General features: G+C 71.6%; 35 protein-coding genes. 12 read left to right on the top strand and 23 right to left on the bottom strand.

Annotated elements, in window-relative coordinates; genetic code table 11:
* Positions 1–4 precede the first annotated feature (4 nt).
* Positions 5–511 (bottom strand): shikimate kinase, encoded by a 507-nt coding sequence (locus AW274_RS21700; protein ID WP_062435563.1) that lies wholly within the window; start codon positions 509–511, stop codon positions 5–7.
* A gap of 90 nt (positions 512–601) precedes the next feature.
* Here AW274_RS21700 and AW274_RS21695 point away from each other — a divergent pair, with 90 nt between their 5' ends.
* The gene (locus AW274_RS21695; RefSeq protein ID WP_062435559.1) at positions 602–865 is read left to right on the top strand and encodes a DUF6458 family protein; all 264 of its coding nucleotides are present in this window, start codon (positions 602–604) and stop codon (positions 863–865) included.
* Between the two features lie 54 nt (positions 866–919).
* Here AW274_RS21695 and AW274_RS21690 read toward each other — a convergent pair whose 3' ends face one another.
* Positions 920–1426 carry an RICIN domain-containing protein gene (locus tag AW274_RS21690; RefSeq protein WP_062435555.1) on the bottom strand — a complete coding sequence of 169 codons (507 nt, stop codon included), beginning with the start codon at positions 1424–1426 and terminating at the stop codon, positions 920–922.
* Between the two features lie 146 nt (positions 1427–1572).
* On the opposite strand from AW274_RS21690, the gene AW274_RS21685 reads away from it, so the two are divergent.
* Entirely contained in the window at positions 1573–2100 is a 528-nt protein-coding gene (locus AW274_RS21685) for a hypothetical protein (RefSeq protein WP_062435552.1), read from the top strand.
* A gap of 58 nt (positions 2101–2158) precedes the next feature.
* Here the strand turns inward: AW274_RS21685 and AW274_RS21680 are convergent, their stop codons facing one another.
* Positions 2159–2425: a hypothetical protein gene (locus AW274_RS21680; protein WP_062435549.1), complete on the bottom strand. Its 267-nt coding sequence runs from the start codon at positions 2423–2425 to the stop codon at positions 2159–2161.
* A 30-nt stretch (positions 2426–2455) separates the two neighbouring features.
* Positions 2456–3757 (bottom strand): PfkB family carbohydrate kinase, encoded by a 1302-nt coding sequence (locus AW274_RS21675; protein WP_198169349.1) that lies wholly within the window; start codon positions 3755–3757, stop codon positions 2456–2458.
* Positions 3758–3868: 111 nt separating this feature from the next.
* Here AW274_RS21675 and AW274_RS21670 point away from each other — a divergent pair, with 111 nt between their 5' ends.
* The gene (locus AW274_RS21670; RefSeq protein ID WP_062435544.1) at positions 3869–4876 is read left to right on the top strand and encodes a glycosyltransferase family 9 protein; all 1008 of its coding nucleotides are present in this window, start codon (positions 3869–3871) and stop codon (positions 4874–4876) included.
* On the opposite strand, the gene AW274_RS21665 is transcribed toward AW274_RS21670, so the two are convergent.
* Both AW274_RS21665 and AW274_RS21660 read right to left on the bottom strand, forming a co-directional pair.
* Positions 4866–5789: a glycosyltransferase family 9 protein gene (locus AW274_RS21665; protein ID WP_062435541.1), complete on the bottom strand. Its 924-nt coding sequence runs from the start codon at positions 5787–5789 to the stop codon at positions 4866–4868. The genes AW274_RS21670 and AW274_RS21665 overlap by 11 nt on opposite strands.
* Entirely contained in the window at positions 5786–6982 is a 1197-nt protein-coding gene (locus tag AW274_RS21660; protein ID WP_062435538.1) for a glycosyltransferase, read from the bottom strand. The genes AW274_RS21665 and AW274_RS21660 overlap by 4 nt, the downstream gene beginning before the upstream one ends.
* A gap of 276 nt (positions 6983–7258) precedes the next feature.
* Here AW274_RS21660 and AW274_RS21655 point away from each other — a divergent pair, with 276 nt between their 5' ends.
* Positions 7259–7504, top strand: a complete 246-nt coding sequence (locus tag AW274_RS21655) for a BON domain-containing protein (RefSeq protein WP_062435536.1) — start codon at positions 7259–7261, stop codon at positions 7502–7504.
* Entirely contained in the window at positions 7501–8220 is a 720-nt protein-coding gene (locus tag AW274_RS21650; protein WP_198169348.1) for a metallophosphoesterase family protein, read from the top strand. Before AW274_RS21655 ends, AW274_RS21650 begins: the two co-directional genes overlap by 4 nt.
* A 54-nt stretch (positions 8221–8274) precedes the next feature.
* Here AW274_RS21650 and AW274_RS41410 read toward each other — a convergent pair whose 3' ends face one another.
* Positions 8275–8424 (bottom strand): GPGG-motif small membrane protein, encoded by a 150-nt coding sequence (locus tag AW274_RS41410; protein WP_169807523.1) that lies wholly within the window; start codon positions 8422–8424, stop codon positions 8275–8277.
* Positions 8425–8486: 62 nt separating this feature from the next.
* Between AW274_RS41410 and AW274_RS21640 the strand changes: the two genes are divergently transcribed.
* Positions 8487–9434 (top strand): TIGR03557 family F420-dependent LLM class oxidoreductase, encoded by a 948-nt coding sequence (locus AW274_RS21640; RefSeq protein WP_062435533.1) that lies wholly within the window; start codon positions 8487–8489, stop codon positions 9432–9434.
* On the opposite strand, the gene AW274_RS21635 is transcribed toward AW274_RS21640, so the two are convergent.
* On the bottom strand, positions 9401–9907 hold the full coding sequence (locus AW274_RS21635) for a DUF6328 family protein (RefSeq protein WP_062435529.1): 507 nt from the start codon (positions 9905–9907) through the stop codon (positions 9401–9403). The genes AW274_RS21640 and AW274_RS21635 overlap by 34 nt on opposite strands.
* The gene (locus AW274_RS21630; protein WP_062435527.1) at positions 9904–10398 is read right to left on the bottom strand and encodes a DUF1360 domain-containing protein; all 495 of its coding nucleotides are present in this window, start codon (positions 10396–10398) and stop codon (positions 9904–9906) included. Before AW274_RS21630 ends, AW274_RS21635 begins: the two co-directional genes overlap by 4 nt.
* 58 nt (positions 10399–10456) lie before the next feature.
* Here AW274_RS21630 and AW274_RS21625 point away from each other — a divergent pair, with 58 nt between their 5' ends.
* Positions 10457–11053: a nucleotidyltransferase family protein gene (locus AW274_RS21625; protein ID WP_062435525.1), complete on the top strand. Its 597-nt coding sequence runs from the start codon at positions 10457–10459 to the stop codon at positions 11051–11053.
* 51 nt (positions 11054–11104) lie between these two features.
* Here AW274_RS21625 and AW274_RS21620 read toward each other — a convergent pair whose 3' ends face one another.
* Both AW274_RS21620 and AW274_RS21615 read right to left on the bottom strand, forming a co-directional pair.
* On the bottom strand, positions 11105–11413 hold the full coding sequence (locus AW274_RS21620) for a PRC-barrel domain-containing protein (RefSeq protein ID WP_062435522.1): 309 nt from the start codon (positions 11411–11413) through the stop codon (positions 11105–11107).
* A 9-nt stretch (positions 11414–11422) separates the two neighbouring features.
* Positions 11423–12313 carry an NADP-dependent oxidoreductase gene (locus AW274_RS21615; RefSeq protein WP_369408658.1) on the bottom strand — a complete coding sequence of 297 codons (891 nt, stop codon included), beginning with the start codon at positions 12311–12313 and terminating at the stop codon, positions 11423–11425.
* 53 nt (positions 12314–12366) lie between these two features.
* Between AW274_RS21615 and soxR the strand changes: the two genes are divergently transcribed.
* Both soxR and AW274_RS42680 read left to right on the top strand, forming a co-directional pair.
* Positions 12367–12807 (top strand): redox-sensitive transcriptional activator SoxR, encoded by a 441-nt coding sequence (soxR, locus tag AW274_RS21610; RefSeq protein ID WP_062436188.1) that lies wholly within the window; start codon positions 12367–12369, stop codon positions 12805–12807.
* A 69-nt stretch (positions 12808–12876) separates the two neighbouring features.
* A complete protein-coding gene (locus AW274_RS42680; RefSeq protein ID WP_062435517.1) occupies positions 12877–14100 on the top strand; it encodes a cytochrome P450 family protein in 1224 nt (407 codons plus the stop codon).
* Here AW274_RS42680 and AW274_RS21600 read toward each other — a convergent pair.
* Together AW274_RS21600 and AW274_RS21595 are read right to left on the bottom strand one after the other, a co-directional pair.
* Positions 14068–14532: a hypothetical protein gene (locus AW274_RS21600; protein ID WP_062435514.1), complete on the bottom strand. Its 465-nt coding sequence runs from the start codon at positions 14530–14532 to the stop codon at positions 14068–14070. The genes AW274_RS42680 and AW274_RS21600 overlap by 33 nt on opposite strands.
* Entirely contained in the window at positions 14529–15956 is a 1428-nt protein-coding gene (locus AW274_RS21595) for an alpha/beta hydrolase (RefSeq protein ID WP_062435511.1), read from the bottom strand. The genes AW274_RS21600 and AW274_RS21595 overlap by 4 nt, the downstream gene beginning before the upstream one ends.
* 119 nt (positions 15957–16075) lie before the next feature.
* On the opposite strand from AW274_RS21595, the gene AW274_RS21590 reads away from it, so the two are divergent.
* On the top strand, positions 16076–16849 hold the full coding sequence (locus tag AW274_RS21590) for a hypothetical protein (protein ID WP_157520639.1): 774 nt from the start codon (positions 16076–16078) through the stop codon (positions 16847–16849).
* On the opposite strand, the gene AW274_RS21585 is transcribed toward AW274_RS21590, so the two are convergent.
* Genes AW274_RS21585 through AW274_RS21575 form a run of 3 tightly spaced genes read right to left on the bottom strand, consistent with a single transcriptional unit; the run spans position 16746 to position 18522 of the window.
* Entirely contained in the window at positions 16746–17330 is a 585-nt protein-coding gene (locus tag AW274_RS21585) for a hypothetical protein (protein ID WP_062435506.1), read from the bottom strand. The genes AW274_RS21590 and AW274_RS21585 overlap by 104 nt on opposite strands.
* Complete coding sequence (locus tag AW274_RS21580) at positions 17327–18028, bottom strand: MerR family transcriptional regulator (RefSeq protein WP_062435504.1); 702 nt, start codon at positions 18026–18028, stop codon at positions 17327–17329. The genes AW274_RS21585 and AW274_RS21580 overlap by 4 nt, the downstream gene beginning before the upstream one ends.
* 23 nt (positions 18029–18051) lie before the next feature.
* A complete protein-coding gene (locus AW274_RS21575) occupies positions 18052–18522 on the bottom strand; it encodes an Lrp/AsnC family transcriptional regulator (protein WP_304608157.1) in 471 nt (156 codons plus the stop codon).
* Between the two features lie 101 nt (positions 18523–18623).
* Here AW274_RS21575 and AW274_RS21570 point away from each other — a divergent pair, with 101 nt between their 5' ends.
* A complete protein-coding gene (locus AW274_RS21570) occupies positions 18624–19025 on the top strand; it encodes a DUF2000 domain-containing protein (RefSeq protein ID WP_062435499.1) in 402 nt (133 codons plus the stop codon).
* Here the strand turns inward: AW274_RS21570 and AW274_RS21565 are convergent.
* From AW274_RS21565 to AW274_RS21545, 5 genes are all read right to left on the bottom strand, one after another.
* Positions 19022–20179, bottom strand: coding sequence for an alginate lyase family protein (locus AW274_RS21565; protein ID WP_062435496.1), 1158 nt, complete (start codon positions 20177–20179; stop codon positions 19022–19024). The two genes, AW274_RS21570 and AW274_RS21565, sit on opposite strands and share 4 nt — an antisense overlap.
* A gap of 200 nt (positions 20180–20379) precedes the next feature.
* Entirely contained in the window at positions 20380–20874 is a 495-nt protein-coding gene (locus tag AW274_RS21560; protein WP_062435494.1) for an FBP domain-containing protein, read from the bottom strand.
* Positions 20875–20917: 43 nt separating this feature from the next.
* Entirely contained in the window at positions 20918–21325 is a 408-nt protein-coding gene (locus AW274_RS21555; RefSeq protein ID WP_062435491.1) for a hypothetical protein, read from the bottom strand.
* Positions 21322–21966 (bottom strand): response regulator, encoded by a 645-nt coding sequence (locus AW274_RS21550; RefSeq protein ID WP_062435487.1) that lies wholly within the window; start codon positions 21964–21966, stop codon positions 21322–21324. Before AW274_RS21550 ends, AW274_RS21555 begins: the two co-directional genes overlap by 4 nt.
* A complete protein-coding gene (locus AW274_RS21545; RefSeq protein WP_062435484.1) occupies positions 21957–23201 on the bottom strand; it encodes a sensor histidine kinase in 1245 nt (414 codons plus the stop codon). The genes AW274_RS21550 and AW274_RS21545 overlap by 10 nt, the downstream gene beginning before the upstream one ends.
* A 132-nt stretch (positions 23202–23333) precedes the next feature.
* Here AW274_RS21545 and AW274_RS39370 point away from each other — a divergent pair, with 132 nt between their 5' ends.
* The gene (locus tag AW274_RS39370) at positions 23334–23858 is read left to right on the top strand and encodes an STAS domain-containing protein (RefSeq protein WP_062435481.1); all 525 of its coding nucleotides are present in this window, start codon (positions 23334–23336) and stop codon (positions 23856–23858) included.
* Position 23859: 1 nt separating this feature from the next.
* Here the strand turns inward: AW274_RS39370 and AW274_RS21535 are convergent, their stop codons facing one another.
* Both AW274_RS21535 and AW274_RS21530 read right to left on the bottom strand, forming a co-directional pair.
* Positions 23860–24303 (bottom strand): hypothetical protein, encoded by a 444-nt coding sequence (locus AW274_RS21535; protein WP_062435478.1) that lies wholly within the window; start codon positions 24301–24303, stop codon positions 23860–23862.
* Between the two features lie 104 nt (positions 24304–24407).
* Complete coding sequence (locus AW274_RS21530; RefSeq protein WP_062436186.1) at positions 24408–25262, bottom strand: alpha/beta hydrolase family protein; 855 nt, start codon at positions 25260–25262, stop codon at positions 24408–24410.
* Positions 25263–25449 lie beyond the last annotated feature (187 nt).

The following is a 25449-nucleotide window of genomic DNA, read 5'->3' as shown; positions in this document are numbered from 1 at the left end:
CGCCCTACCGGCGGAACGCCGCCAGCACCGCCGTCGTGATCTCGTGAGGGGTCGCCGTCGCGTCGGCCACGTGGTCGGCGACCTCCAGGAACTTCGGCCGCCGCTTGTCGCGCTGCGTCGTCAGCATGTGGACGAGGTCGGGCTCGAAGTGCGGCCGGTGGCTGCCCGACAACATGCGTTCGGCCAGCACCTCCACCGGGCCGTCCAGGAAGACCACGAACGACGAGGTCAGCGCGTCGCGCGCGGCCGGGTCCTCGACGGTGCTGGCGGCGGCCGCCACGACCACGGCGGGCCGGGCGGCGACCGCGTCGAGCAGGACCTCGGTCTCGCGGTCGTGCAGCACGTCGGCGCCGAGCGTCTCGTTCATACGGGCGGCTGTCTGCCCGTAGCGGGCCTCCAGGTCGCCGTCGCTGTCGCGCATCTCGCGGCCGAGCGCCTCGGCGACCAGGCGCGCGACCGTGCTCTTGCCGGCGCCCATCAAACCCATGATCACGACGGGGGTCTCGTTCATGACGGGCATTCTGCCCGGGTGGTGCGGTTTTGGTCCCCACGCGTTTGAGATTCGCTCACGGGATAGTGCACCGGTCGAAGGAGGAACGCCATGACCATCGCCGGAAGCATCATCCTGATCATGTTGGGCGCCATTCTCACCTGGGCGGTCGACTTCACCCTCGCGGGCCTCGACATCCAGGTCATCGGGGTCATTCTCATGGTGGGCGGCCTGGCGGGGCTGCTGTTCGGCCTCTACCGGCTGAGCGCCGTCCGCCGAGCCTCCACCGTCGTCACCCCGGTGGCCCCCGTCGACGACGTGCACACCACCCAGCGTCGCGTCTACGAGGAGCGCCGCTACAACGACCCCATCTGAGCCGCGTTCGAGGGCCGTGACCACGACGACGTGGTCACGGCCTTCGACTGTCTGCTAGGACAGGGTGTCCTTGACCTGGATCTGGCCGGCGTCCACGACGAACTTCTGGTTCACGTGGTCGAGGCAGGTCCAGAGGCGGACCTTGGTGTTGTTGGCGCGGCTGTTGGTGGTGTCGAGGCAGACCTCGCGGGCGGTGCCGATGGTGTCCTTGACCTTGATCTGACCGGCGTCGATCACGAACTTCTGGTTGGGGTGGTCGAGGCAGGTCCAGAGGCGGACCTTGGTGTTGTTGGCGCGGCTGTTGGTGGTGTCGAGGCACACTTCACGGGCGGTGCCGATGGTGTCCTTGACCTTGATCTGACCGGCGTCGATCACGAACTTCTGGTTGGGGTGGTCGAGGCACGCCCACAGGCGGACCTCGGTGTTGTTCGCCCTGCTGTTGGTCGTGTCGACGCAGACGGGGCTCGCGGCCCGGACCGAGGCCGCGGCCGGCAGAGCCAGGCCCGCGCCGATGGTGGTGGCGAGGACGGCGGCCGACAGCGTGCGGCGAATGATCGTCATGGTGGGTTTCCTTCGGAGAGGGTCGGTCAAAGCGTGCTCACCATTCCTCACTCTCCGTAGTGGATCAAGCACCTGGGGTCAAACGCCTCGTCAAGCCCGCGTGTGGCCGAGGGCCTCCTGAGACGAGCGCGCCGACCATGGGACGCATGCGTTCACTCCAGTGGTCCGCCGTCGTCCTGGCCGCCGGCCTCGCCCTCACGCCGCTCCAGCCGGCCGTCGCCGACGACGAGATCGGCGGGGTCAGCTGCCTGTCGGGCAGCCTGCACCTGCGCTACAACCCCGGGCTGACGTTCACCGAGAAGACCATCAGGGTGCGCGGCACCGGCGACCTGAGCTCCTGCCAGTCGGCGCGGCACCCGCGCATCACCCGGGGCGTGGTCAGGGTCAGGGCCACCGTCACGGGCAGGTGCCCGGGGCCGATCGACCCCGCCTCGGCCAAGGTCACGATCGCCTGGAACGACGGCACCCGGTCCACGGTCACCGAGTCGGCGTTCACCCGCGAGGGCAAGTCGCTGCACGTCGAGGGCGACGTCGCGGCGGGGGTCTTCAAGGGCGGGGTGGTGCGCGCCGACGGGCGGGCCGCCGGCAACTTCATCGCGGCCGCCGCGGCCTGCCTGACCGGCGGGTTCACCCGCAGCTCGATCACGGTCGACCGGTTCTCCGTCGGCGAATAGTCAATAGGGAAAGCGAGGGCCGGGACGCCATGTCCCGGCCCGGTCGTGCTCCGCGCGGCTAGCCGGCTTCGGAGCGCGGCCCGCCTCCCAGCGACTTCTGGCGGCGGGTGGCGACGTACATGTCGACGCCGATGGCGACCGCGGCCACGATGCCGACGATCATCAGCCACCACACGCCGCTGAGGCCGGCGATCACCGCCACGGCGACCGCGATCACCAGGCCGAACGACCCGAGCCTGACGTGGACGACGTCGCGCGGCGTCGCCGGCACCATGGGCTTGCCCCGGGGGTCGACCTGCTCTTCCGTCTTTCTCGGCTCTGTCATGATTTATCCCCTACCCTCCGATTTCGTGCACTATCGCCTTTCGACGACGCGGACCTCGCCGCCGAGCTCCCGCACCAGGCGGGCCTCCGGCAGCAGGTCGGGATGGCCGCCGCCGCCCTTGACGTAGACGTCGGGGCGGATGAGCTTCAGCAGAGACGCCGGGGTGTCGTCCTCGAGCAGCGTGATGTAGTCGACCGAGCCCAGCCCGGCCAGCACGGCCGCCCGGTCCTCGGCGGTGTTGACCACCCGGTCGGGGGCCTTCCTGCGGGCGGCGCTCTGGTCGTCGCGCACCCCCACGACCAGCACGTCGCCGAACCGGCGCGCCTGCTCCAGGCAGGTCACGTGGCCGGGCTGCAGGACGTCGAAGCAGCCGTCGGTGAAGACGATGCGGCGGCCCTGCTCCCGTTCGGCGGCGACCCGCTCGGCCAGCACCTTGGCCGGCATGGCCGGGCGCGGGCCCAGCTCGGCGAGCAGGTCGGCCGCGTCGCAGACCGCCGTGCCGGGGCGGCGGGAGACGACGTCGGCGCCCGCCTGGGCCAGGTCGGCGGCGGTGGCCGGGTCGGCCCCGGCGGCCAGGGCCAGCGCGAAGACCGCCGTGAAGGTGTCGCCGGCCCCGGCGCCCACGAGGTCGCCGGAGCCGGGCCGGGTCCGGTAGGCCGGGCGGCCGTCGCGGTGGACGACCGCGCCGTCGCCCTCGTCGGTGACCACTATGGGCGCGCAGTCGTCCGGGACGAGGTCGCAGGCGTCGTACCTGGCCAGCACGGCGGCCGGTTCGGCGTCGCGCCAGAGTTCGGGGTCGTAGGCGTCCACGACCAGCATCGGCAGCCCCGAGAGGGCCTGGCGGACCTCGTCGGTGCAGACGCCCGCGCCGGAGTCGCAGACGATGACCACGTGGGCCACGTCGGCGAGCTCGCCGATCTGGGCGACCAGCTCGCGCTCGACCGCGGCCGGGATGGGGGAACGGTCCTCCTCGTCGTACCGTGCCACGATCTGCCCGCCCGACATGACCCGCCGCTTCACGGCGGTCCGGCGGCTGCGGGTGACGATGGGCCCGTCCACCTCGTGGCGGAGGAGGGCTCCGATAAGCGCCGTCCCGGCAGGGTCGGCGCCGGCGACGCCGAGCAGGTGCACGCGGGCACCCAGCGCGGCGAGATTGGCGGCGGTGTTGGCGGCGCCGCCGGGGGCGTCCGCGATCTGCTCGACGCTGACCACCGGGACCGGCGCCTCCTGCGCCATCCGGCTGGCCTGGCCCTGGAGCCACGAGTCGAGCATCACGTCCCCGACGACCACGGCCGTGAGGCCGGGGAAGCGGCGCACTGTCTCTTCCGTCATGGGCATCCCTGCTGCCCGGGGGCGTGCCGGGAAAACCGCAGCGTGTTTGCTCATGGACCCCTCGGGTAACCGGGCCGGGGTACCGAAACCGAACCGATCGAAGGTCCTGCGATGAACCTCATCGTCGAGAGCGTCGAGCGGATCGCCGTTCTGCGGGCGACGGCCCTGGGTGACCTGCTGCTGATCCTCCCAGCCATGGAGGCGCTGCGCCGTGCCTATCCGGCCGCCAGAATCACTCTGCTCGGCCGCGAGTGGCAGGTGCCGTTCCTGCGCGGACGTCCCGGCCCGGTCGACGACGTCGTGCCGGTGCCTCCGATGGAGCAGTCGCCGGACGCGCCGCCCGACCTCGTCGGGCGCTTCGACCTGGCACTCCAGATGCATGGCGACGGCCACTACGCCAACGCCTTCGTCAACGGCCTGGGCGCCCGCGTGACGGCCGGCCTGCGCGGCGACGACGCCCAGCCGCTCGACCGCTGGGTCCCCTACGTCCCCTACCAGCACGAGACTTTGCGGTTCCTGGAGGTGGCGGGCCTGGTGGGCGCGAGCTCCGAGAACGTCGAACCGCGCATGCAGGTGACCCGTGACGACTACGCCGAGCTGCGATCAGTCCTGGGCGAGCTGCCGCGCGGCCTGATCGCCGTGCATCCGGGCGGCCGCGACGCCCGCCGCCGCTGGCCGGCCGCCTGTTTCGCCGAGGCCGCCGCCCGTCTGGGGCGGCCGGTCGCGGTGACCGGCGGGGAGCACGAACGCGATCTGGTGGAGAAGGTCGCGGCGCTGATCCCGAGGTCGATCCCGGTCGTCGGGGCGCTCTCGGCGGGCGGCCTGGCCGCCCTCTACACCGCCTGCGACGTGGTGATCGCCAACGACAGCGGCCCCCGGAGGCTGGCCGCCGCGACCGGCACCCCGACCGTCGGCGTCTACTGGTGCGGCGACCTGATCAACGCGGGCCCCCTCACCCGCAGCCACCACCGCCCCCTCATCTCGTGGACGACGCACTGCCCGACCTGCGGCGGCGCGGGCCTGCGCGAACCGGGCGGCTGCGACCACCCGGTGTCGTGGCTGACCGACGTGGGCGCCGAGGCGGTGGCCGCCCAGGCCGACGAACTGCTCAGCGCCTGACCAGGCCGTCGCTGAGCACCGCCGAGGCGGCCGTCAGCACCTCGGCGGTGGTCACGCTCGCGGGGTCGGCCCCGTTCCGGAGGGCCTGGTGGCGGGGGCGTTCCCGGGGCGGGCCCCACCGCTCGGGGCGCTCCGGGCCGAAGATCGTCACCGACGGGGTGCCGTAGGCCGTCGCCAGCTGGGACACCCCGGTGTCGGAGCTGATCACCAGCCGGGCCCCGGCCACGACCGCGCAGAGCTCGCGGAGCGAGGTCCGGCCCGCCAGCACGATCTGCGGCGGCAGCACCGCCTGGGTCGCCACCAGCAGCGCCAGCGGGCGCTCCTTGCGCGACCCGGTCACCACGACCGGCAGGTCCTCCCCGGCCAGCGCCCGCGCGACCTCGCCGAACCGCTCGGCCGGCCAGCGCCGCGACAGGCCGGTCCCGCCCGGGTGGATCACCACCGCGCCGGGCGCCGGGCTCGGCATCATCGGCGGGGGCAGCAGCAGGTCGCGGGGGTCGGCCTTCAGCCCGTACCACTCGACCAGGCGGCACCACCGCCGGGTCTCGTGCTCGTCGTCGTCCCACTTCGGGCCCGGGGGATAGGCCTCCTCCGCGTACGCCCACAACCTCCGGGGCCGCAGGTCGGCCAGCAGCTCCGTGGAGCGCGGCCCCCGGCCGTGCAGGTTCACCGCGATCTCGGGGAAGAAGGGCAGGTCGGAGTTGCGGTCGGTGAGCCCCGGCCACATGATCGGCTCCAGGCCGTACGCCGGGATGAGCCGGTCGACCACCCCGGTGAGGGCGGCCAGCTCGCTCAGCTCCGGCGGGCAGGCCAGGGCGATCCTGATGCCACTGCGGCGCAGGGCGCGCAGAGCCGGCACGGCCGTCAGCAGATGGCCGATGCCCTGCGCGCGCAGCACGAGTGCGGTCGTCATGCGGTCGCCTCCAACCGGACGCCGACCTCTCGATAGGCAGCGACCGTCTCCATCGCGATCCTGTTCCAGCCGTAACGCGCCCGGGCCCGGTCGGCCCCGGCGATGCCGAACGCGGTCATCCGCACCGGGTCGGCCAGCAGCCGCTGCACCGCCCTGGCCAGCGCGTTGGGCCGCTGCGGCGGCACCAGCACGCCGGTGATGCCGTTGACCACGGTCTCCTTCTGGCCGCCCACGCACGAGGCGACCACCGGCACGCCGCAGGCCATCGCCTCCAGCGCGACCATGCCGAAGGGCTCGTACCAGGGCACCGTGACGACGGCGGCGGCCGAGCGCAGCAGCGCGGGCACGTGCTGGCGGGCGACCTGGCCGGTGAAGGTCACCCGGTCGGCCACCCCGTTGCGCTGGGCCAGCCAGCGCAGCCGGGTCACCTCGGGGTCGTGGTGCAGCGCGTTGGCCGGCGGCCCGCCGGCCACCACCAGCTCGACGCCCTTGATCCCGCGCAGCGCCTCGATGATCGTCGCCACGCCCTTGCGCGGCACCAGGCGGCTGATCGACACCAGCCGGGGCCGGGCCGTGGGCGGCGCCGCGACGTGCGGGTTGAACCGGGCCAGGTCGACCCCGCAGGGCACGACCCGGGCCTGCCGGCGGGCCACGCCCATCCGGCGCAGTTCGTCGACCTCGTCGGTGCAGGTCGCGACGATGGCGTCGGCCTCGTTGCCGATCCGGGTCTCGGCCGCGATCCGCTCGGCCGGGCTGGTGTCCTCGGCGCCCTGGTGGCGGCGCTTGACCGAGCCGAGCGCGTGGTAGGTGTGCACGACCGGGACGCCCAGCTCGCGGGCGGCGCCGAGGGCGGCCAGGCCGCTCATCCAGAAGTGGCTGTGCACCACGTCGGGCCGGTCGAACAACCACTGTTCCCGCAACCACTTCGCGAAGTGCGGCACCCACGGGAGGATGTCGTCCTTCGGGATCTTCCGCGCCGGTCCGGCGGGCACGTGGACGACCGTGACGCGCGGCGCGATCCGCACCCTCTCGGGCACCGTCTCGTCGTCGCGCCGGGTGTAGACGACGACCTCGTGACCCAGTGCCGCGACCGCCCTGGCCAGGGCGTCGACGTGGACGTTCTGGCCTCCGGCGTCGGTGGTGCCGACGCAGGCGAGCGGGCTGGCGTGCTCCGAGATCATGGCGATCTTCATGGGGTTACCTCCGGGAACGGCTGGTCCCGCTCGCGGGCGGGATCGCGAGCGAACGGGAAGCCCGAGTCCGGGGTCACGGGAGCCGGGAGGAGAGCACGCCGGTTAGACGCGGCGAAAAGGGGGGAATGTGCGGTGAGCAAGGGACCTCCGGGACGGCATGCGTCAGCGAGGGAGGTGCCTGCTTCCTAGGCACAAATATTGCCTCCACTTTAACCTATGAAGTCGTCCAACAAACATCCTGTTTCGCCGGAAAAGGGGCGGGCAGGCGTTTTCTCTATGGACACACCGCACTATGTGGCCGCCCGCGTGCAGCAAGCCATCGCGGAGGACGGCCGGACGAACGAACTCGGCATCCGGGTCGACGTGCGCGGAGACCAGGTCTTCCTGCGCGGCCAGGTGACCGGCGACGACCAGCGTCACCTGCTGACCGAGGTGGCCCAGGAGGCCGCCCCCGGCCTGACCGTCCACAACGAGGTGACGTGTGTGGAGGTCCGCGACCCCGGCGAGGAGGAGCAGCTGTGAGCATCCGTGTCGCGGCCGTCGCCGACATCCACCTGGGAGAGGCCCAGCGGGGCAGCTACCGTCCCCGGCTCGAGGGCATCGAGGAACGTGCCGACGTCCTGCTGGTCGGCGGCGACCTGACCCGCCACGGCACCCTCGACGAGGGCAAGATCGTCGCGGAGGAGTTCCGCGGCCTGCCGATCCCCGTCGTCTTCGTGCTGGGCAACCACGACTACCACTCCGACGTGGAGGACGAGATCATCGCGGTCCTGCGCGAGGCCGGCGGGATCGTGCTCGACGACGACGCCCAGACGCTGCTCGACGGACGGCTCGGCCTCGCCGGCGGCAAGGGCTTCGGCGGCGGCTTCGCCGGCAAGTCGGCCAGCGAGTTCGGCGAGCCCGAGACCAAGGCGTTCGTACGGCACACGCGGGAGATCGCCGACCGGTGGCGGATCGCGCTGAAGAGCCTCGACACCGAATACCGGGTGGTGCTCAGCCACTACTCGCCGGTCAAGGAGACCCTGGCCGGGGAGCCGCCGGAGATCTACCCGTTCCTCGGCAGCTATCTGCTCGCCGAGGCGGTCGACGCCGAGGGCGCCGACCTGATCGTCCACGGCCACGCCCACGCGGGCACCGAGAAGGGCATGACCCCGGGCGGGATCCGGGTCAGGAACGTGGCGCTGCCGGTGCTGCGCCGGGCCTACGCCACCTACTGCCTGGGTTCCGAAGAGTGTTAGAACACGTAATGGCGGCCGGGCTTTCCGGCCGCCATTTTCGTGTTTTCATGATCGCTATACGTTGAAGATACTGACGCCGCCGGGCCCCACGAGGAACCCGAGGACGATGAGGACGATCCCCCAGAGGATGTCCCTACGAGCGAGGATCACGTAGATCCCGGCGATGACGAGTACAACCGCGATGATCCAGAGCAAAGTAGCCATGAAGCTCGACTGCCCTCCCGAAGCGGTCATTAACGTCAGGGAACGTGGGCAGGGGAGATTTCATGACACGTTTTGGTTACTTCCTCAGCTCCGAGGAGCACAGCCCGAAAGACCTGGTCAGGCAGGCCGTGCTCGCCGAGCAGGCGGGTTTCGATGGCCTGTGGATCTCCGACCACTTCCACCCCTGGATCGACGAGCAGGGGGAGAGCCCGTTCGTCTGGTCGGTGATCGGCGCGCTGTCGCAGGTGGTCTCGCTCCCGGTGACGACGGCGGTGACCTGTCCGCTGGTGCGGATCCACCCGGCGATCATCGCGCAGGCCGCGGCGACCGCGCAGGTCCTGCTCGACGGCCGCTTCCATCTGGGCGTCGGCACGGGCGAAGCCCTCAACGAGCACATCTTCGGCGACCCGTGGCCCCCGGCCGGCGACCGGCAGCGCATGCTGGAGGAGGCCGTGGGCATCATCCGCGAGTTGTGGGAGGGGAGCCTGGTCACCCACCACGGCGAGTTCTACGACGTGGAGAACGCGCGGCTCTACACGCTGCCCGACGAACCGCCGCCGATCTACGTGTCGGCCTTCGGCCCCGGCTCGGCCGAGCTCGCGGGCCGGATCGGCGACGGCTTCGTGTCGGTGCTGCCGGACGCCGACCTGCTGGAGGCGTACCGGAAGGCCGGGGGTGCGGGGAAGCCGGCGCAGGCCGGCCTGAAGGTCTGCTGGGGGACCGACGAGGACGACGCCCGCCGGCTGGCCCACCGCCTGTGGCCGACCGAGGGCATCGACGGCGAGGCCAACCAGCTGCTCCCGCTGCCGCGCCACTTCGAGCAGCTCGCCACACTGGTGCGGCCCGACGACCTGACCCTCCCGGTCGGCCCCGATCCCGAGGTGCACGTCGCCGCGATCCAGCAGTTCGTGGACGCCGGATACGACGAGATCTACATCTCCCAGATCGGCCCCGACCAGGAGGGCTTCTTCGAGTTCTACGAGTCGGCGATCCTGTCGCGGTTCCGCTGAAGCGTCAGCAGCGGCTGCACGAACCACAACCAGGTGCTCAGTAAGACCACTCCGGCCGCGATCAGGATGGCCGGGGTGGCGCCCAGGTAGACCTCGACGACCAGCCCGGTCGAGCAGGTCATCGACACCGCCAGGGCGATCCCCCCGACCACCGCCAGTTCGTTGGCCCGATGGAGCATCAGCTCCTTCAGCCCCGAACGGAACAGGATCCGGTTCTGCACGGCCGGGGCCAGCAGGCAGATCGACGCCACCGCCGCCGACACCAGGGCGGCGTAGAAGAGCCACTTGCCGAACTCGTCGACCCGGCTGAACCCGGCGGAGAACGGGAGGGTCAGCAGGAACGCGAACAGCACCTGCACCCCGGTCGACTGGACGCGCAGACCTTGGAGGAGTTCGTTCAGCTCCCGGTCGACCCGTTCCTTGGGGTTCTCCTCGGGGTTGGTCAGCAGGATCCGGTGCTCTTGTTCGCTCATTTCGCCACCTTGATCATTTTCGAGTACGCGAGCTGTAACCAGTCGGACACGGCGACGGCCGTCATCGTCGCGCCCACCATCCGGGTCACGCGGGGGGCGAAGACCATCCCCGCCGCGTAGCCGGTCGCGATCCACTGGGCCAGGCAGAACGGGCAGCTCAGGAGCTCGCCCACGGCGTGGCGGTGGCCGTCGCCCCGGACCTCCTCCTTCAGTTCGGAGGGGCCGGAAACCCCGACGTACCGCGTGAAGGGCGCCCTGAGCGGGCTGGTGACGGTGTCCTTCGCGATCGTCCGGGACAGGCGGTGGGTGGCCATCGACATCAGGGCGAGGTCCATGGGGGCGACCCGGTCGGGGGCCTGGCGCCCGGTCAGCTTCCCGGCGGCCAGGAGGGCGGCGACGGCCGTGCCGTACACACCGAGGACCCTGGCGTAAGAAGCCAAAGGACGCTCCTCGGAATACGCGTCGTTGATCTCTTTGAGGGTCTCGGTCATGGCGCGACGTATTACCCCGGATTGTTTGGGTCGAACGTTCCGGGGCAAACGGTGCGGCGTGGGTAGTCACAGTCACGAGGTAACCGACGCCATCCTGGACACGCTCAAGCGCGCGGGGTCCGGCCTCAAAGAGGTGGGCGTGCGCTTCGCCCTGGCCGGCGGCTGCGCCGGATACGCCAGGGGAGCGGCCCCGTCCCTGCACGACGTCGACTTCGCGCTGGTCGAAGAGGACGTCCCCCTGGCGCTGAAGACGCTGGAGAACATGGGCTTCCGGACCGAACGCCCACCGGAGGACTGGCTGGTCAAGGCCTTCGACGAGGAGGGCGTGCTGGTCGACCTGATCTTCCAGCTGGCCGACCGGCCCGTCACCCCCGAGATGATCGGGCGCGCCACGATGATCAACACCGCGGCGCTGAGCCTGCCGGTGCTGGAGGCGACCGACCTGGTGATCTCGTGGATACTGCCGCTGTCGGAGCACAGCTGCGACTACTCGGGCCTGCTGCCGACGGTCAGGGCGATGCGGGAACAGGTCGACTGGGACCGCGTGGCGGGCGTGGTGGAGCCCTCGCCGTACGCCTCGACGTTCCTGGTGCTGCTCGACCGCCTCGGCGTGATCGAGAAGCCGACCCCGGTGCCGGTCGACCGCTGGCCCTAGACCTCGGGAAGAAGGGCCCCGCCCCCATGGGGAGGCGGGGCCCTTCGCCGTCTACGCGATCCCGTAGGGGAACCGCTCGGCGTAGGGGCGCTGCGGCGCGTCGTCGGCCGTGATGAAGTCGGGCGCGTCGCTGATCTCCTTCTGGGTCCGGTCGACGTAGATCTTCCGGTGCGAGGCGTCCACCTGCGTGATCACGCTGGCGGGCAGGATGACGCGGTGGCCGAAGATCCACGGTCCGGTGTCGACGACGAGGTAGCCCTCGCCGATCTCGTCGCTGACGGCGTCGACGGTGCCGATCCGGCCGTCGACGGCCTCGACGTGATAGCCGATGAGGTTCACGGTGAGTCCGTTTTCGTCCATCGGCCTCCCCTACCCGGCAATCAGCACGACCTTCCCCCGTCCGTGCCCCGATTCCACGTCGGCGTGCGCCTTCGCCGCCTCCTCCAGCGGGTACGCCGCCCTGACGGTCACCCGCAGCTCGCCCGAGGCGACCAGGTCGAGCAGCTCGGCCAGCCGGGCCCGGTTCCGGTCGCTGCCGATCCACCGGCAGCCGAGCTCCCGCGCGAGCTCCCAGTCGGCGATCGAGCCGATCCGCGACCGGTCGGCGACCAGCGCCACCGAGGTGCGCAGGCTCCCGTGCCCGGCGGCGTCGAGCACGGCGTCGTACGGCCCGGCCTCCTTCAGCCGGTCGAGCTCGCCCCGGCCGTACACGACCGGGACCGCCCCGAGGCCGCGCAGGTGGTCGTGGTTGGCGGCGCTCGCCGTGCCGACGACCCGCACGCCCCGCCGCACGGCCAGCTGGGTGAGCATGGTGCCGACCCCGCCGGCCGCGCCGTGCACGAGCAGGGTCTCGCCCTTCCGCAGACCCAGCTGTTCGAGAGCGGTGTGGGCCGTCTGCCCCGACGCCGAGAGCGCCCCCGCCGACGCCCACTCGACCCCCTCGGGTTTCGGCACGACCTGAGTCTCCGGCGCCACCACGTATTCGGCGTGGCAGCGCATCACCCGGAACCCGACGACCTCCTCGCCGGTGCCCTCGACGACCCCGGCGAACTCGTTGCCGGGCACGACGGGAAACTCCGCCGGCGGCGCACCCGGAGGCAGCCACCCCGACCGCACCGCCACGTCGGCCGGCTGCACCCCGGCCGCCCGCACCCGGACCAGCACCTCACCCGGCCCCGGCACCGGCCGGGGCACCTCCACGATCCCGATCCGGTCCGCCGGCCCGAACTCGGCCGCTCCGGCCGCCCGCATGATTGCCATGGGTAGAGTCCACTTCATCAAGCGCACTTGACGTCAATGGGGAGACGAGGGTGATCGATCCCGACGCGGTCTGGCTCCGGCCCGGCCAGGTCGCCGAACGCGCCGGGGTGGCCGTCTCGGCCCTCCACTACTACGAGAGCCTCGGCCTCATCGAGAGCCGCCGCACCGCGGGCAACCGGCGCGAATACCGCCGCGACGTACTGCGGGTGATCGCCTTCATCCGGGTGGCCCAGCGGGTCGGCGTCTCGCTCGACCGCATCAAGGAGGCCCTCGACCGCCTCCCGGCCGAGGGCGTGCCCGGCAAACGCGACTGGGCCAGGATCAGCCGCGAATGGCACGACGACCTGACCCGCCGCATCGAGGAACTGACCGCGCTGCGTGACAACTTCTCCAACTGCATCGGCTGCGGCTGCCTGTCGCTGGTGTCGTGCCCCTACTCCAACCCCGGCGACGTCCTGGGCCGGAAAGGTCCAGGTCCGCACCGGTTCCCGTAAAGGCTCGGCCGGATCGGGGTCGCGACCGGGCCCGCGGGCCATGACTACGGGAGGGGAGAGGAGCCTCGCGTGTCGCATGGTCTGCCCGAGCTCGGTGACGACTACCTGCGGGATCCGCACGGCGCCTACCAGGCGCTGCGCGCCGAGGGGCCGGTCGTCCAGGTCGTGATGCCCAACGGGATCCGCATGTGGCTCGTCACCCGCTACGCCGACGCCCGCGAGGCCCTGGCCGATCCCCGGCTGCGCAAGGACGCCGCCGCCCTCCGCGAGGCCCTCCAGCGCGCCGTCACCACGCCGGACGCCCGCGTCCAGCCCGCCGAGCTGGCCTCGCACATGCTCAACAGCGACCCGCCCGACCACACCCGGCTGCGGCGGCTGGTCAGCAAGGCGTTCACGCCCCGGGCCGTCGAACGGCTCCGGCCGCGCGTCGAGGAGATCGCCGCCGGGCTGCTCGACGGCATGGACGGCGAGGTCGACCTCATCGACGCCTTCGCCTACCCGCTGCCGATGACGGTCATCTGCGAGCTCCTCGGCGTGCCCGAACGCGACCGCGACGACCTGCGGGCCCACCTGCGCGGCCTGCTGGAGCGGCCCTTCCGCGCCGGAGACGACCCCACTGAGCGCGACCGCCGCATCGGCGGCCTGGTCGACCGCTTCTCCGCGCTCATCGAGGAGAAGCGGGCCAGGCCCGGCGACGACATCCTGACCGGGCTGGTGCAGGCCCGCGACCAGGAGGACAAGCTCGACGACGTCGAGCTGATCTCGACCTGCTTCCTGCTGTTCCTGGCCGGCCACGAGACCACGGTCAACCTGATCGGCAACGCCGTCCTGGCCCTGCTCACCCACCCCGACCAGCGCGCCGAACTGATCGGGAACCCCGGCGTGATCGACGACGCGGTCGAGGAGTTCCTCCGGTACGACGGCCCGCTCAACTTCGCGCCCCAGCGCGTCACCGGTGAGGACGTCACGATCGCCGGGGTGACCATCCCGAAGGGCGAGCTGGTCGCGGTGGCTCTCTCGGCGGCCGACCGCGACCCGGCGGAGTTCCCCGAGCCCGACCGGCTCGACCTCACCCGCGACGACGGCCCCCACCTGGCGTTCGGGCACGGCATCCACTACTGCCTGGGGGCGCCGCTGGCCCGGCTGGAGGCCCGCATCGCGCTGGCCCGGCTGTTCGAGCGGTTCCCCGAGATGAGCCTGGCCGCGCCCGCGAGCGAGCTCAGCTGGCGGCCCCTGCCGCTGCTGCGCGCCCTCGACCGGCTACCGGTACGACTCGGGCCAGACGCAGGGTGAGGTCGCGGCCAGATAGATGTGGTCGCCGGAGCCCCAGGTCAGCGCGAGGATGAACTTGTCGGGCTCGGTGACCCCGCTGAGGTCGGGGTTGTCGGGCTGGGCGTTCTTGGCGATGACCTGGAAACCCTGGTCCTTCCAGTAGTCGGCGACCTGGCGGGAGACCACCATGTGCTGGTTGCGGCCGACGCCGCGCAGCCAGTAGGCGCGGCTGACCACGATCTTCTGCAGCGACTGGCTCTTGTCGAGGCAGGCCGTCGGGGTCACCGACACCGGGATGAGTTCGAGCTGCGGCCGGGGCGTCAGCGCCCCCGCCGTGTCGCGGACCAGCCTCTCCACCCGGTCGGTCGCCCGGAGCTCGCGCAGTTCGTCGTCGTCCGACATGCCACATCCCGTGAGCGTGAGAAGGAAGCAGAGCGCGAGCGTGGTCTTCATCGGGGCCCCGATCCGTTGACGATGGTGGCCACGTCGCGCAGGGCGGCCGACTCCGGCCGCCAGTCACCGTCGCCCTGTTCGAGGAGGATCACGTCGTCGGCCAGCCAGCCCCGGCCGGCCAGGGCCCGGTGGACGGTCAGCGCCCCGTCGCCGTGCCCGATCAGCACGTTCCTGGCCGTCGCCGACGGGGTGTGCGCGGCCCGCAGGCCCAGGCAGAACGCGGTCAGCGCCTGGCCGCCGAGCGCGGCGTTGCGGTCGGGGGTGAAGGCGCCGAAGTCGACCAGCGGGCTGTCGTAGCCGTCCCAGGTGACGCAGGCGACCGGGGTGCCGGCCATGGTCGAGGCCTGCCGCCACAACAACTGGGCGCGGGTGACGCTGGTCGTCGCGTCGGCGAGGCCGGTGTTCAGGCCGTGGACGAAGATCACCGTCGTCTGCGCGGTGTCGGGGTCGCCCCACGAGACGGTCAGCCGCCCCTGTCCGGTGACGTCGAAGCCGAGCAGCATCGGATCGGGGTAGCCGGGCACCGGCGCCGTCACCGTGCGGATCTTCTCCAGGCGTTTCAGCTGGACGTTCACCCGGTCCCAGCTGCGCGGCAGGTCGCGGTCGGACTGCCACATGACCGACGCGCCGAGCCGGTGGAGGTCGTGGGTGAGCAGGCCGTGCTCGACCTGGAGGAACTCACGGTTGGCGGAGTCGCGCACCACCGCCGGGAGGCCGTGCAGGCCGCCGAACGCGGGCAGGCCGAGCGAGGTGGACCTGACCGGCGGGTGCTGCAGCGTCCACCAGGCGGCCACCCGGCCCGCGAGGCCGGGGTCGGCGCAGCGGTGCTGGAGGCCCAGCAGGCTGTCGACCGCAGCGGGGTCGCCGTCGCCGATCCGGGTGAGCAGCGGGTTGGCCAGGGCGGCGTCGCCGGCGTGGGCGCCGAACACGCCGTAGGCGGCCAGGGCGGCGGGCAGGATCGTTCCAGGGGGCAGTTCGAGCAGCCGGGCGCGGATGTCCCTGGCCTGTTCGCCCGACCAGAACGCGATGTCGGCGATGACCCGCGCGGGGCGGTCGGACATCCCGGCCGTTTTCAACTCCTGGGAGAGGAATACGGCGATTTCCTCCAGCCCGCGGGAGGCGGCGCACAATTCACCGGCGAGGGTCGGCAGCACGTTCCGGGAGAAACCCGCGAACGTGCCCTTCGGCCGGGGGAGTTCGGGTATTCCGGCCGCGGGTTCGGGCGTACCGGAAAAAAGGGAAATCGATTCGGAGAGGGCCGCGTGCAGTGCGGTGCGCTGCTCGGTGAGCAGTTCGGCGAACGCCGAGGCGCCACCGCCGGTCCAGGCGATGGCGTGCACCAGGCGGGTCGCCTGATCGAGTGCCGTGTGGTGCTCGGCGACGATGGCGGTGACCCGTTCGAGGGAGGCAGTCTGGTCCACCATGACCGAGACAGGATCGCAGTCCGCTTTGCTCCTGGTCAGGCGCTTGTCGCTTCACCCACATTCATCCGAATAATCCGCGCTAAGATCGTCGCTTTGCGACCTGAAAACGGATGAATGACATGTCGAAACCGTTAGTTGCGGCAATTGTCGGCATTTATGGCGTGGTGCTGGTCTACTTCGCGTTCGTGTGCGACCTCCGGTCCCTGCACGCCGTGGCGACCGTGAACGGCTGGTGGGACGACGACGCCGGCGGCTGGTCGATGCGCCCCGGGCTGCTGGCGGTCGGCGCACTGCAGGCGTGGCTGTTCTGGACCCTGCTGCGCATGCCGCCGCTGACCGCCTACCGGGAGTTGCGGCTGGCCCTGATCGCCATGGCGGCGGGGAACACCTTCCTGTGGACGTTCCGGATGGAGTTGCCGGAGCCCGTCGACGCGCTGCTGGAGGTCTTCCTGGCGGCGGCCATCGCGATCCTGCTGCCGAGAGTGTTCACGGAGCCCGACCGGGCGGTGCGCAACATGCTGGTCGCCTTCGGCCTGGTCGGCTTCCTGCTGAGCCCGCCCCTGGCGATCGTCTTCGTCGTCTGGTTCGGGCTGGTGCTGCTGCTCCAGTTCGGCGACGGGCGGTGGAGCGCCTCCACGCTGCTCGTCGGGCTGCTCGCCCTGGGGACGCACGTGCTGGGGCAGGTCGTGCCGATGCCGCCGGGCTTCCTCGTCGAGGGCGACCCCGACTGGGCGGCCTACGAGGTGCTGCTGGAGGCCTCGGTCGTGGCCGACGCGCTCTGGATGACGCTCACCGCCCGGGAGCTGACGGAGCCCGGCCTACTGTCGACGGCGGCGACTCCGCATAGAAGTCGATCACTCGTACCAGGGCCCGCCTTCCCAGCGGCCGGGTGACGGTGATCGGCTCGCGCAGCGTGACGCGGGTGTTGGTCTGCGAGCCGACCGGCACGATCAGCCGCTCGCCGTCGACCTTCAGCGACGACTCGTAGCCGCGGACCGGGCCGGTGCTCTCGATCAGGCCGGCCGGCACCCGCACGTCGAGGTAGTGGCCCAGCCGGAGGCGGAGCTCGGCGTCGCTCACCACATGGGGCCGGACCACCCCCGAGGCGATCATGCCGCCGACCATGACCGTCCCGTAGACGCCCAGCGCCAGCAGCGGGACGCGCAGCGCCTCGGGCGCGCCGAGCCCCCGCAGCAGCAGCTCCACGCCGACCGTCTCGATCACCTGGACCACGAGGAAGACCGTGAGGAGCAGGTTCTGCCCCTTGGCGTAGGGCACCGCCACCGCCCCGGGCGGCACGTCGGGCCGCCGCAGCAGCCACCTGCCGACCGACACGAGCCCGTCGACCTCGAACCGCAGCAGCCGCACGATCACCGGTTCCGCTCCTTCGCCATCGCCATGACCTGGTGGAAGACCGCCGCCTGGGCGGGGGAGACCTCGACGCCGAGCTCGCCGAGCCAGCGTTCCCCGGCCTCCTCGCCGAGCCCGCCGAGCATCGACTCGGGCATCGTGCGCAGCACGTCGGCGGCCAGCGCGGCCACCCGGGGGTCGTCGGGCGCGGCGTCGTGGAGGGCGTCGAGGCGGGCGTAGAGGTCGGCCGCGCCCTCGACCATGGGGCCCAGTTCGGCCAGCACGTCGGGCGGGAGCAGCGACATCATCTCGCGGTCGAACCGGGCGAAGCCCTCGCCGGGCAGCGCCCGCAGCACGTCGGCCATCTCCGGAGAGACCACCGCGTCGGCGCTCAGATCACCCTCGATCGCCAGCAATCTGGACAGGCGCGCTCGTTTCGCCGCCAGCGCCTGCTGCTCGCGGGCCAGGTCGGCGTCGAGCTCCAGCAGCACCTCGCGCAGTTCCCGGCCCTCGTCGTCGGCCAGCACGTCGCGGATCTCGTCGAGCGACAGGCCGAGCTCGGCGAGCCGCCGGATGCGCGCCAGCACGACCGCGTCGCGCAGCCGGTAGTCGCGGTAGCCGTTGGCCCGCCGGGTGGGCTCGGCCAGCAGGCCCATGTGGTGGTAGTGCCGGATGGCCCGGGTGGACACCCCGGCGATCTCGGCGAGTTCCCCGATCCGCATGCCTCCGATTAGAAACGTTGCCGCTACGTCATGGTCAACAGCGGCGTGATCGCGGTCGTGGCGGAGTGCTGGAAGACGACCAGGGTCCGGAAGCTGACCGCCTCCTTGCGCTTGGCCAGGTGGTCGATGAGGAAGCCGTGCAGGCGCTCGTTGTCCTGGACGGCCACCCGGATCAGGAAGTCGTCGCCGCCCGCCACGACCAGCACCTCCAGCACCTCGGTCCGCGACTGGGCCCACTCGCGAAAGCCGTCGATGACGGTCCGGCTCGACGGCCTGACCTGCGCCGCCACGAGCGCCTGGACGCCGCGGCCGATCTTCGACAGGTCGAGCCGGGCGTGGTAGCCGGTGATGACGCCGCGCTCGTGGAGGCCGCGGACCCGCTCCAGGCAGGTCGAGGCGGCGATGCCGACCCGGCGGGCCAGTTCCCGGTTCGACTGCCGTGCGTCGAGCTGCAATTGGGCGATGATCGCCGAATCTATGTCGTCCAAATCCATGGATTCGAGGCTATCGCCGATCAAACGTTCGGTGAGAGGGGTTTCGGATGGCGCGATTGCCTAGAGTCGCCCATCAGAACCACTCGATTGATCGGAGTCCGATGCAGACCAAACTCGTCATGGTGCTCCGCGACGACCTGCCCGCCGGCCTGGCGGTGAACGCCGCCGCCGTGCTGGCCCTCAGCCTCGGCGACGAGCTGGTCGGCTGGCTGGGCGCCGACGGCAAGGACGCGGACGGGAACCTGCACCCCGGCCTTAACACCCACCCCGTGCCGATCCTGACCGCGTCGGGCGGCGAGCTGCGCGAGCTCCACGACGCCGCGCCCGACGAGGTCAGGGTGGTCGGCTTCACCGAGGTCGCCAGGAAGGCCCGCGAGTACGGCGAGTACCTGCGGACCCTGGAGGCGACCCCGGCGGCCGAGATCGACTACGTCGGCCTGGTCGTCTTCGGGCCGAAGGCGCCGGTCACGAAGCTGACCAAGCGCCTGGCCCTGATGCGCTAGTTCGGGTTCTTCGTGTGGGTGAGCGTCTCCCAGGCCACGAACAGGTAGTTCGTGCCGGCCGGGCGCTGGCGCTCGGTCAGGGTCTGGGTGTTGGTCATCGCGATGCCCATGCGGGTGTTCAGCGCGTTGAAGCCCACCTCGGTCACCGGGCCGAGGCCCAGCTTGAGCGAGCCGCCGCACAACCATGAAGGCGCGGCGGTGCCGAGCTGGTACTTCGCGTGGAAGCCCAGGGCGTGCCGGAGCCGGTCGGCGAGCTCGGGGTAGAGGTCCTGGCCCTGGATGCGGCTGGTCTCGGCGACGTGCGAGATGGCGCTGACGCCGTAGCCGGTGTGGGTGAAGTCGCGGCAGGTCTCCTGGCTCAGGCCGTCGACGAAGGTGGTCTGGCCGTGCCAGAAGCTCACCAGCTCGCCGTAGGTGTCGACGCTCCCCACCGGCGGATACTTCGGCTGGGGGCCGTCGGCGGCGACGTACAGGAAGGCCGCCGCGCGGGCCCGGAAGCGGGCGACGGCGCGGTCGTAGACGGCCTTGTCCTCCAGGAAGACGGCGATGCCGATCGTCGCCTCCATCATCGACAACTCCCAGTTGCCGTTGCTGGACGACCCGTTGACGACCTCGGGCAGGTAGACGTTGCGCAGCATGGTGGCGAAGCGCTGCATGTTCGGCCAGCCGCCGTTGTAGGTGTAGCGGATGATCTCCGCGGCCCTCGGCCAGGTGGAGGCGGCCCAGGCCGACTGGAGCGGGGCGTTGCTGTTGGTGTGGTCGCGCAGCACGGCCGACCAGGCGTCCATGATCGAGATGGCCTTGGTCGCGTAGCGCGCGTCACCGGTGATGTACCAGCGCAGCGCCAGCGTGTACGCGGCCAGCGCGTCCTGCCGTTCGTCGGTGCACCCGATGTTCGGGTTGGAGTAGGAGCCGCACTCGACGACCGCGCGGGGCGTCGGGTTGCGCGTCAGCGACGCGAACGGCGAGGCCGCCATCTGGTCGAACGCGGCCTTCCACGGCTGGGCGTTCGCCGCGACCCGGCCTTTGACGAAGTCGAGCTGGGCCCGGCTGACCATGACGCCCGGATGGGCGAACACGGCCGGGGCGGCCTGGGCGGGCGTGGCGACGAGGGCGGACAAGAGCACCAGAAGTGCGCATAACGAGCGTGCCATCGGCAGACTCCGTACAGAAAAGAGACGGGTGGGACGAGCGCTCTTGAGCGCTCATCAAACACAGTCCTGACAGTCCGGGTCAACCTGGTTAGGAAAGTTTCCTAAGAAATAAATCGGACGAAGAAGGCCCCGGGAGGCGTCGTGCCTGCCCGGGGCCGGGGTTGGAAGCGGGGCGTCCGCCTGGTCATGGGGTCTCCTCCCTAGGCGAGCACCTTCGCGACGAAGTCGTCGAGGTTCACGACCAGCCGGGCGATCCGGTCGTCGAGCGACAGCGTCTCGCCGCCCGCCAGCCGGTCGGTGGCCTTCTTGCCCCGGACGTACAGGGAGCAGGCCAGGTCGGAGCACAGGTAGGCGCCGACCGTGTTGCCCTGCCGCCCGGCCGCGCCGACGCGGGGCGCCACGAACAGCGCCACGCCGGTGCCCCCGTGGGAGGTCACGCAGACCGAGCAGACGGTGGTCTTGACGACGCTGCGCTTGACGCCCTGCGGGAACCGCATGACGATCCCCGTCGGCCGCCCGCCGTGGTCGGCGACCAGATAGCCCCGCTCGGGGGACTGCGGGTCGCGCCAGCCCAGGAAGTCGAGCGACTCCCAGTCGAGCTCACGCAGGTCGCGCGGGAGGTTGAGGCGCGAGGCCTCACCTTTGGAACAGTTCACGAACGAGGCACGGATCTCTCGTTCTACCAGCGGAATCACCCGGTGACGGTACCCGCCCCGACAGGCGGTTTCACCTGGTTTATCAGCGCCGGATCACCTCGGTGTGCTCCGGCACGCTGATGCGGTAGCGCACCGAGCAGTCGGAACAGCCGCCCGCGTCGATGGTCAGGGTCTGGCCGTTCCACGACTGCGACTGGTCGGGCCGGTCGCGGCCCCAGGTGGTCTCGCGCTCGATGACCACCCGGTCGCCCGGACCGTGCTCGATGCTGACCGGCACACCCGGGCCGGCGTGGTCGACCAGCACGAACTGCGACGTGTAGAGCAGGTATTCGTCGCGCACGGTCTCGGTGGTCCGGGTGTTCAGCAGGGCCGTCGGGGCGGCCGGTTCGTCGAGCACGGCGGTGGCGAAGCCCGCCGTGCCGAGCACCAGGACCCCGGCCGTGAAGACCGCGCCGGCGATGCGCCAGCGCAGCCGCGCCGCCGCGTTCACGACACCCTCAGGAATCGCAGCACGGCCAGCACACGCCGGTGGTCCTTATCGTCGCCGGCCAGGTCGAGCTTGGCGAAGATGTTGTTGATGTGCTTGCCCACGGCGCTCTCCGAGACCGACAAGGCCTCGGCGATGCCGGTGTTGGAGCGACCTTCGGCGATCAAGGCCAGCACCTCCTTCTCTCGGCGGGTCAGACGGTCGAGCGGGTCGCTGTGGCGGCGCACCAGGAGCTGGGCGACGACCTCGGGGTCGAGGGCGGTGCCGCCGGTCGCGACCCGGCGCAGCGCGTCGAGGAACTCGGGCACGTCGGCCACCCGGTCTTTCAGCAGGTAGCCGACGCCCGTGGTGGTCGTGGACAGCAGGGTGGCGGCGTAGCGCTCCTCGACGTACTGCGAGAGCACCACGATCGACAGGTCGGGCCACTGCCGCCGGAGCACCAGGGCGGCGCGCAGCCCCTCGTCGGTGTGGGACGGCGGCATGCGCACGTCGGTCACGACCAGGTCGGGCCGGTGCTCCTCGGCGGCCCGCAGCAGCCCCTCGGCGTCTTCGACGGCCGCCACGACCTCCATGCCGGCCGACCGGAGCACCCAGACGAGGCCCTCGCGGAGCAGCACGGAGTCTTCGGCGAGCACTACCCGCACGGCAGATCGGCCCGGATCGTGGTCGGCCCGCCCTCGGGGCTCAGGATGGTGATCACGCCGTCGACCGAACCGGCCCGCTGGATCAGGCCGCGCAGGCCCGAGCCCTCGGCGGGGTCGGCGCCGCCCCGGCCGTCGTCGAGCACCTCGACGACCAGCCGGTCGCCCTCGCGCCGCACGGTCACGAACGCCTCGTGGGCCTCGGCGTGCTTGGCGACGTTGGTCAGCGCCTCGGACACCACGAAGAACGCCACCGCCTCGATCGTCGGCGACGGCCTGCGGTCGACGTCGACCGTCAGCCGCACCGGCACCGGCGACCGCGCCGCCACCCCCGACAGGGCGGCGTCGAGGCCCTGCTCGTCGAGCACCGCCGGGTGGAGGCCGCGCACCAGGTCGCGCAGCTCCTTCAGCGCCAGCTTGGCCTCGTCGTGGGCCTGCGCGATCACCTGCCTGGCCGGTTCTGGCAGGTCGGTGAGGGTGGTGCGGGCCATGCCGAGGTTCATCGCCAGCCACACGAGCCGGCGCTGGGCGCCGTCGTGGAGGTCGCGCTCCATCCGGCGGCGCTCGGCGTCGGCCGCGTCGATCACCTCGGCGCGGCTCTCGCGCAGGCTCTCGACGCGCTCGGTCAGCACGTCGGCGGCGCTCGGCCCGAGCAGCGACACCGCGGCCACCTCGTCGACCGAGCAGATCAGCCGGGCCGCCCAGGGCCCGGCCACGGCCAGCGCCGCGGCGAGCGCCAGCATCAGCCCGCCCTCGACCTCGACGGAGCCCCGGTCGGTCCAGTAGTTGATGGCCACCGTGAAGGCGGCCAGCGCCCCCGACCAGGCGACGATCATGGCGAACAGCCCGATCCCGGTGATGAGGGGGGCGAGCAGGTGGTAGGCCAGCTGCCGCCAGGTGCGGGGGTCGCGGATCTCGGCGTAGAGGAACCGGATGGGGTTCCGGGTGGCGGGCCGGGGCCGGGCCGCCGGGATGTCGACCGACAGGAAGGCCGCGAAGCGCCCGCGCTGCAGCCCGGTCAGGCGTGGCAGCAGCCAGAACATCAGCGGCAGCGCGACCAGGGGGACCACGATGGTCCAGATGAAGATGATCGAGACGGTGGCCAGGCCGCCGATCACGGCCAGCGCCAGCAGCGCGACCGGCGCCCCGGTCACCACGTGGACGGTGCGCAGCCAGGCCGGGGCGGCCCAGTGGGACCGCAGCCGGTCCCAGGGGGTGAGCGTCTGGGTGAGGGCCATGGGGACAACCGTAGAGACCGGGCGGGGGGTGCCACCATCCACGAGGTACCCGGGAAAAAGGTGGTGCTGGCACCACCCCCGGCCCCGGCGTCGATGTGGCGGGCGCCGGGGATGAGTGAAAGAGTGGGGAATGTGGAGGATCATCGTCGTGCCGCCGAGCGTGTCCGCCAGGACCAGCGGCAGCGCGCCGCTCACCCGGCCGAACGCCGCTACGCCGCCGCCTATCATCTGGCGCATCTGGCGGAGTGGCGGGGCGGGGCCGACCTCCGCGAAGCCGCGCGGGCCGTTCTGGAGAGAGAGCGCGAATTGACGGCGGAAGACGACGGCGAGCCCGGTCTGGCGGGCCGCACCTTCCAGGTGACCGCCCACCGTCGTGGTGGCGACGTGATCATCGTGGTCCAGGGCGAGATCGACGCCCTGGCCGAACCGGCCTTCCACGACTACGTCCGGGAGCGTTCCGGCGACCGGGTGGTCTTCGACCTCTCGGGCCTGACGTTCATCGACAGCGCGGGCCTGCAGGTCCTCCTCGACGCCCACCGCCGGGGCCCGGCCGCCTACTGCGCCCTGACACCCCGGGTGGCCCGCCTGTTCGACCTGCTGGGCCTGCGCACCCGCCTGAAGGTCTACGACTCGGTCGACGCCGCCTTCGCCGGATAGCTCAGTCCTGCCGGAGGATCTCCTCCACGGCGGTCCGGTAGCGCCGCGCGTCGACCTCCGGCAGGCCCTTGGAGATGCGGAGCAGGACGTTGCCCACCCGGTAGGTGTGCTCCGGGGGCTGCGACGCGGCCGTCGCGATCCCCTTGGCGTGCTCGGCGGCGGCGTTCTCGTCGGCGAAGACCTGGATCAGGCCGCCGGTCACGAAGTCGCCGGGGCCGCCGCCCGGACCCGTGACGGCGATCTCGTCCGACTGGAACGAGGCGCCGCTGATCCCCTCCTCCTGGTAGATCGCGCCCAGGGTGGCGTTCACGCCGTGCGCGGGCAGCTCCCTGACGACGTCGGCGGCCCGCAGGCCGGTGTGCAGGGGGGCCGGCGGGGTGGTGGCGCCGCAGGCGGCGAGCGCGAGCACGGTGGCCGCGGGGGCGAGGGCGCGTAATCGGATCACGTCACAGGCATACAACCCGGGACGGTCCGGCGCAGCCCGATCGCCGGGTTCCGGCGCGAAGGGAAAAGCCCCATGACCGCCGTCATGGGGCTTCTCCGGCTCGGTCACACCGGGCAGGTGCTGCGGTACTCCTCGATCGCCAGGCCGCTCGGGCCGGGGCAGATGAACGGGCTGTAGCGGGTGTCCTCGTCGACCCAGCGCTTGAGCCAGGCGACGAACTGCTTGGCGAACGGGGTGTTGGTCGTCTGCGGGAAGAAGTGGCTGGCGCCGTTCAGCTCCAGGTACGCCTTCTCCGTCTGGCTGATGCTGTTGTAGAAGGGGCTGGCGTGCGTCGTCGGGGAGGCGACGCTGTCGCTCTCACCGGCCACGATCAGGGTCGGCACGCGCACCGAACCCCAGGTCTTGTCGAGGTTCCACGGCGCGATCGGCACGGCGGCCTTGAGGGAGGGGCGGTCTTCTGCGGCGTGCAGGGTGCCGCCGCCGCCCATCGAGTGGCCGGCGACCGCGAGGCGGTTGCGGTCGATGCGGCTGCGTACCGTGGTGGAGCTGCTGTTGACCAGGTAGTCGAGGGCGGCCAAAAGCTGGTTGCCGCGGCTGGCGGGCTGGTCGAGGGTCGAGTTGGTCTCGATGCCGATGACGACGAAGCCGTGCGAGGCGATGCGCGGGCCTAACCATTCGAGGCTCGACCACCGGGCGGTGTAACCGGGGGAGATGGCGATCGCGCCGAAGGTGCCCTGGCTGGTGTCGGTCGGGTAGTAGATGGTGCCGCCGCCGAAGCCCGAGACGAGCGACGAGACGCTCGTGGTGGCGACGGAGAACGGGCCGCGCGAGGCTTCGAGGATCGAGCTGGTGGGGTTCGGGCCGCGCTCGAACCCGGCGGCGTGCGCCGAGGGGGCTAGAGTGACGGCGGTCCCGGTCGCCAGGATGAACGCGAGGGCGGTGGTGGCGAGACGGGACAGCGGGGACGAGCGAGCGAGACGCGGGCGGCCGGAGCCCGGCCGTGTCCCGCGATCGGAATCTGCCGAGAAGAAACGTCGCAAGGGGGGTGTCTCCCGGTTCTCGGAAGAGCCGCTGTGTTGCGGGCGCGTTTCCGGCTCCGCACGACGGCCCTGTCGGAATTGCTGACTGCGTCATAGTCAGGAGCGA

This window comes from Herbidospora daliensis (genome assembly GCF_001570585.1).
Taxonomy (GTDB): Bacteria; Actinomycetota; Actinomycetes; order Streptosporangiales; family Streptosporangiaceae; genus Herbidospora; species Herbidospora daliensis.
This window is presented reverse-complemented; position numbering and strand designations above follow the sequence as displayed.

Bases quoted from the DNA above. Each gene is read 5' to 3' on its own strand.
- AW274_RS21700 (WP_062435563.1), bottom strand. From the start codon at position 511: ATGAACGAGACCCCCGTCGTGATCATGGGTTTGATGGGCGCCGGCAAG.
- AW274_RS21695 (WP_062435559.1), top strand. From the start codon at position 602: ATGACCATCGCCGGAAGCATCATCCTGATCATGTTGGGCGCCATTCTC.
- AW274_RS21690 (WP_062435555.1), bottom strand. From the start codon at position 1,426: ATGACGATCATTCGCCGCACGCTGTCGGCCGCCGTCCTCGCCACCACC.
- AW274_RS21685 (WP_062435552.1), top strand. From the start codon at position 1,573: ATGCGTTCACTCCAGTGGTCCGCCGTCGTCCTGGCCGCCGGCCTCGCC.
- AW274_RS21680 (WP_062435549.1), bottom strand. From the start codon at position 2,425: ATGACAGAGCCGAGAAAGACGGAAGAGCAGGTCGACCCCCGGGGCAAG.
- AW274_RS21675 (WP_198169349.1), bottom strand. From the start codon at position 3,757: ATGACGGAAGAGACAGTGCGCCGCTTCCCCGGCCTCACGGCCGTGGTC.
- AW274_RS21670 (WP_062435544.1), top strand. From the start codon at position 3,869: ATGAACCTCATCGTCGAGAGCGTCGAGCGGATCGCCGTTCTGCGGGCG.
- AW274_RS21665 (WP_062435541.1), bottom strand. From the start codon at position 5,789: ATGACGACCGCACTCGTGCTGCGCGCGCAGGGCATCGGCCATCTGCTG.
- AW274_RS21660 (WP_062435538.1), bottom strand. From the start codon at position 6,982: ATGAAGATCGCCATGATCTCGGAGCACGCCAGCCCGCTCGCCTGCGTC.
- AW274_RS21655 (WP_062435536.1), top strand. From the start codon at position 7,259: ATGGACACACCGCACTATGTGGCCGCCCGCGTGCAGCAAGCCATCGCG.
- AW274_RS41410 (WP_169807523.1), bottom strand. From the start codon at position 8,424: ATGGCTACTTTGCTCTGGATCATCGCGGTTGTACTCGTCATCGCCGGG.
- AW274_RS21640 (WP_062435533.1), top strand. From the start codon at position 8,487: ATGACACGTTTTGGTTACTTCCTCAGCTCCGAGGAGCACAGCCCGAAA.
- AW274_RS21635 (WP_062435529.1), bottom strand. From the start codon at position 9,907: ATGAGCGAACAAGAGCACCGGATCCTGCTGACCAACCCCGAGGAGAAC.
- AW274_RS21630 (WP_062435527.1), bottom strand. From the start codon at position 10,398: ATGACCGAGACCCTCAAAGAGATCAACGACGCGTATTCCGAGGAGCGT.
- AW274_RS21620 (WP_062435522.1), bottom strand. From the start codon at position 11,413: ATGGACGAAAACGGACTCACCGTGAACCTCATCGGCTATCACGTCGAG.
- AW274_RS21615 (WP_369408658.1), bottom strand. From the start codon at position 12,313: ATGGCAATCATGCGGGCGGCCGGAGCGGCCGAGTTCGGGCCGGCGGAC.
- AW274_RS21600 (WP_062435514.1), bottom strand. From the start codon at position 14,532: ATGAAGACCACGCTCGCGCTCTGCTTCCTTCTCACGCTCACGGGATGT.
- AW274_RS21595 (WP_062435511.1), bottom strand. From the start codon at position 15,956: ATGGTGGACCAGACTGCCTCCCTCGAACGGGTCACCGCCATCGTCGCC.
- AW274_RS21590 (WP_157520639.1), top strand. From the start codon at position 16,076: ATGTCGAAACCGTTAGTTGCGGCAATTGTCGGCATTTATGGCGTGGTG.
- AW274_RS21580 (WP_062435504.1), bottom strand. From the start codon at position 18,028: ATGCGGATCGGGGAACTCGCCGAGATCGCCGGGGTGTCCACCCGGGCC.
- AW274_RS21575 (WP_304608157.1), bottom strand. From the start codon at position 18,522: ATGGATTTGGACGACATAGATTCGGCGATCATCGCCCAATTGCAGCTC.
- AW274_RS21570 (WP_062435499.1), top strand. From the start codon at position 18,624: ATGCAGACCAAACTCGTCATGGTGCTCCGCGACGACCTGCCCGCCGGC.
- AW274_RS21565 (WP_062435496.1), bottom strand. From the start codon at position 20,179: ATGGCACGCTCGTTATGCGCACTTCTGGTGCTCTTGTCCGCCCTCGTC.
- AW274_RS21545 (WP_062435484.1), bottom strand. From the start codon at position 23,201: ATGGCCCTCACCCAGACGCTCACCCCCTGGGACCGGCTGCGGTCCCAC.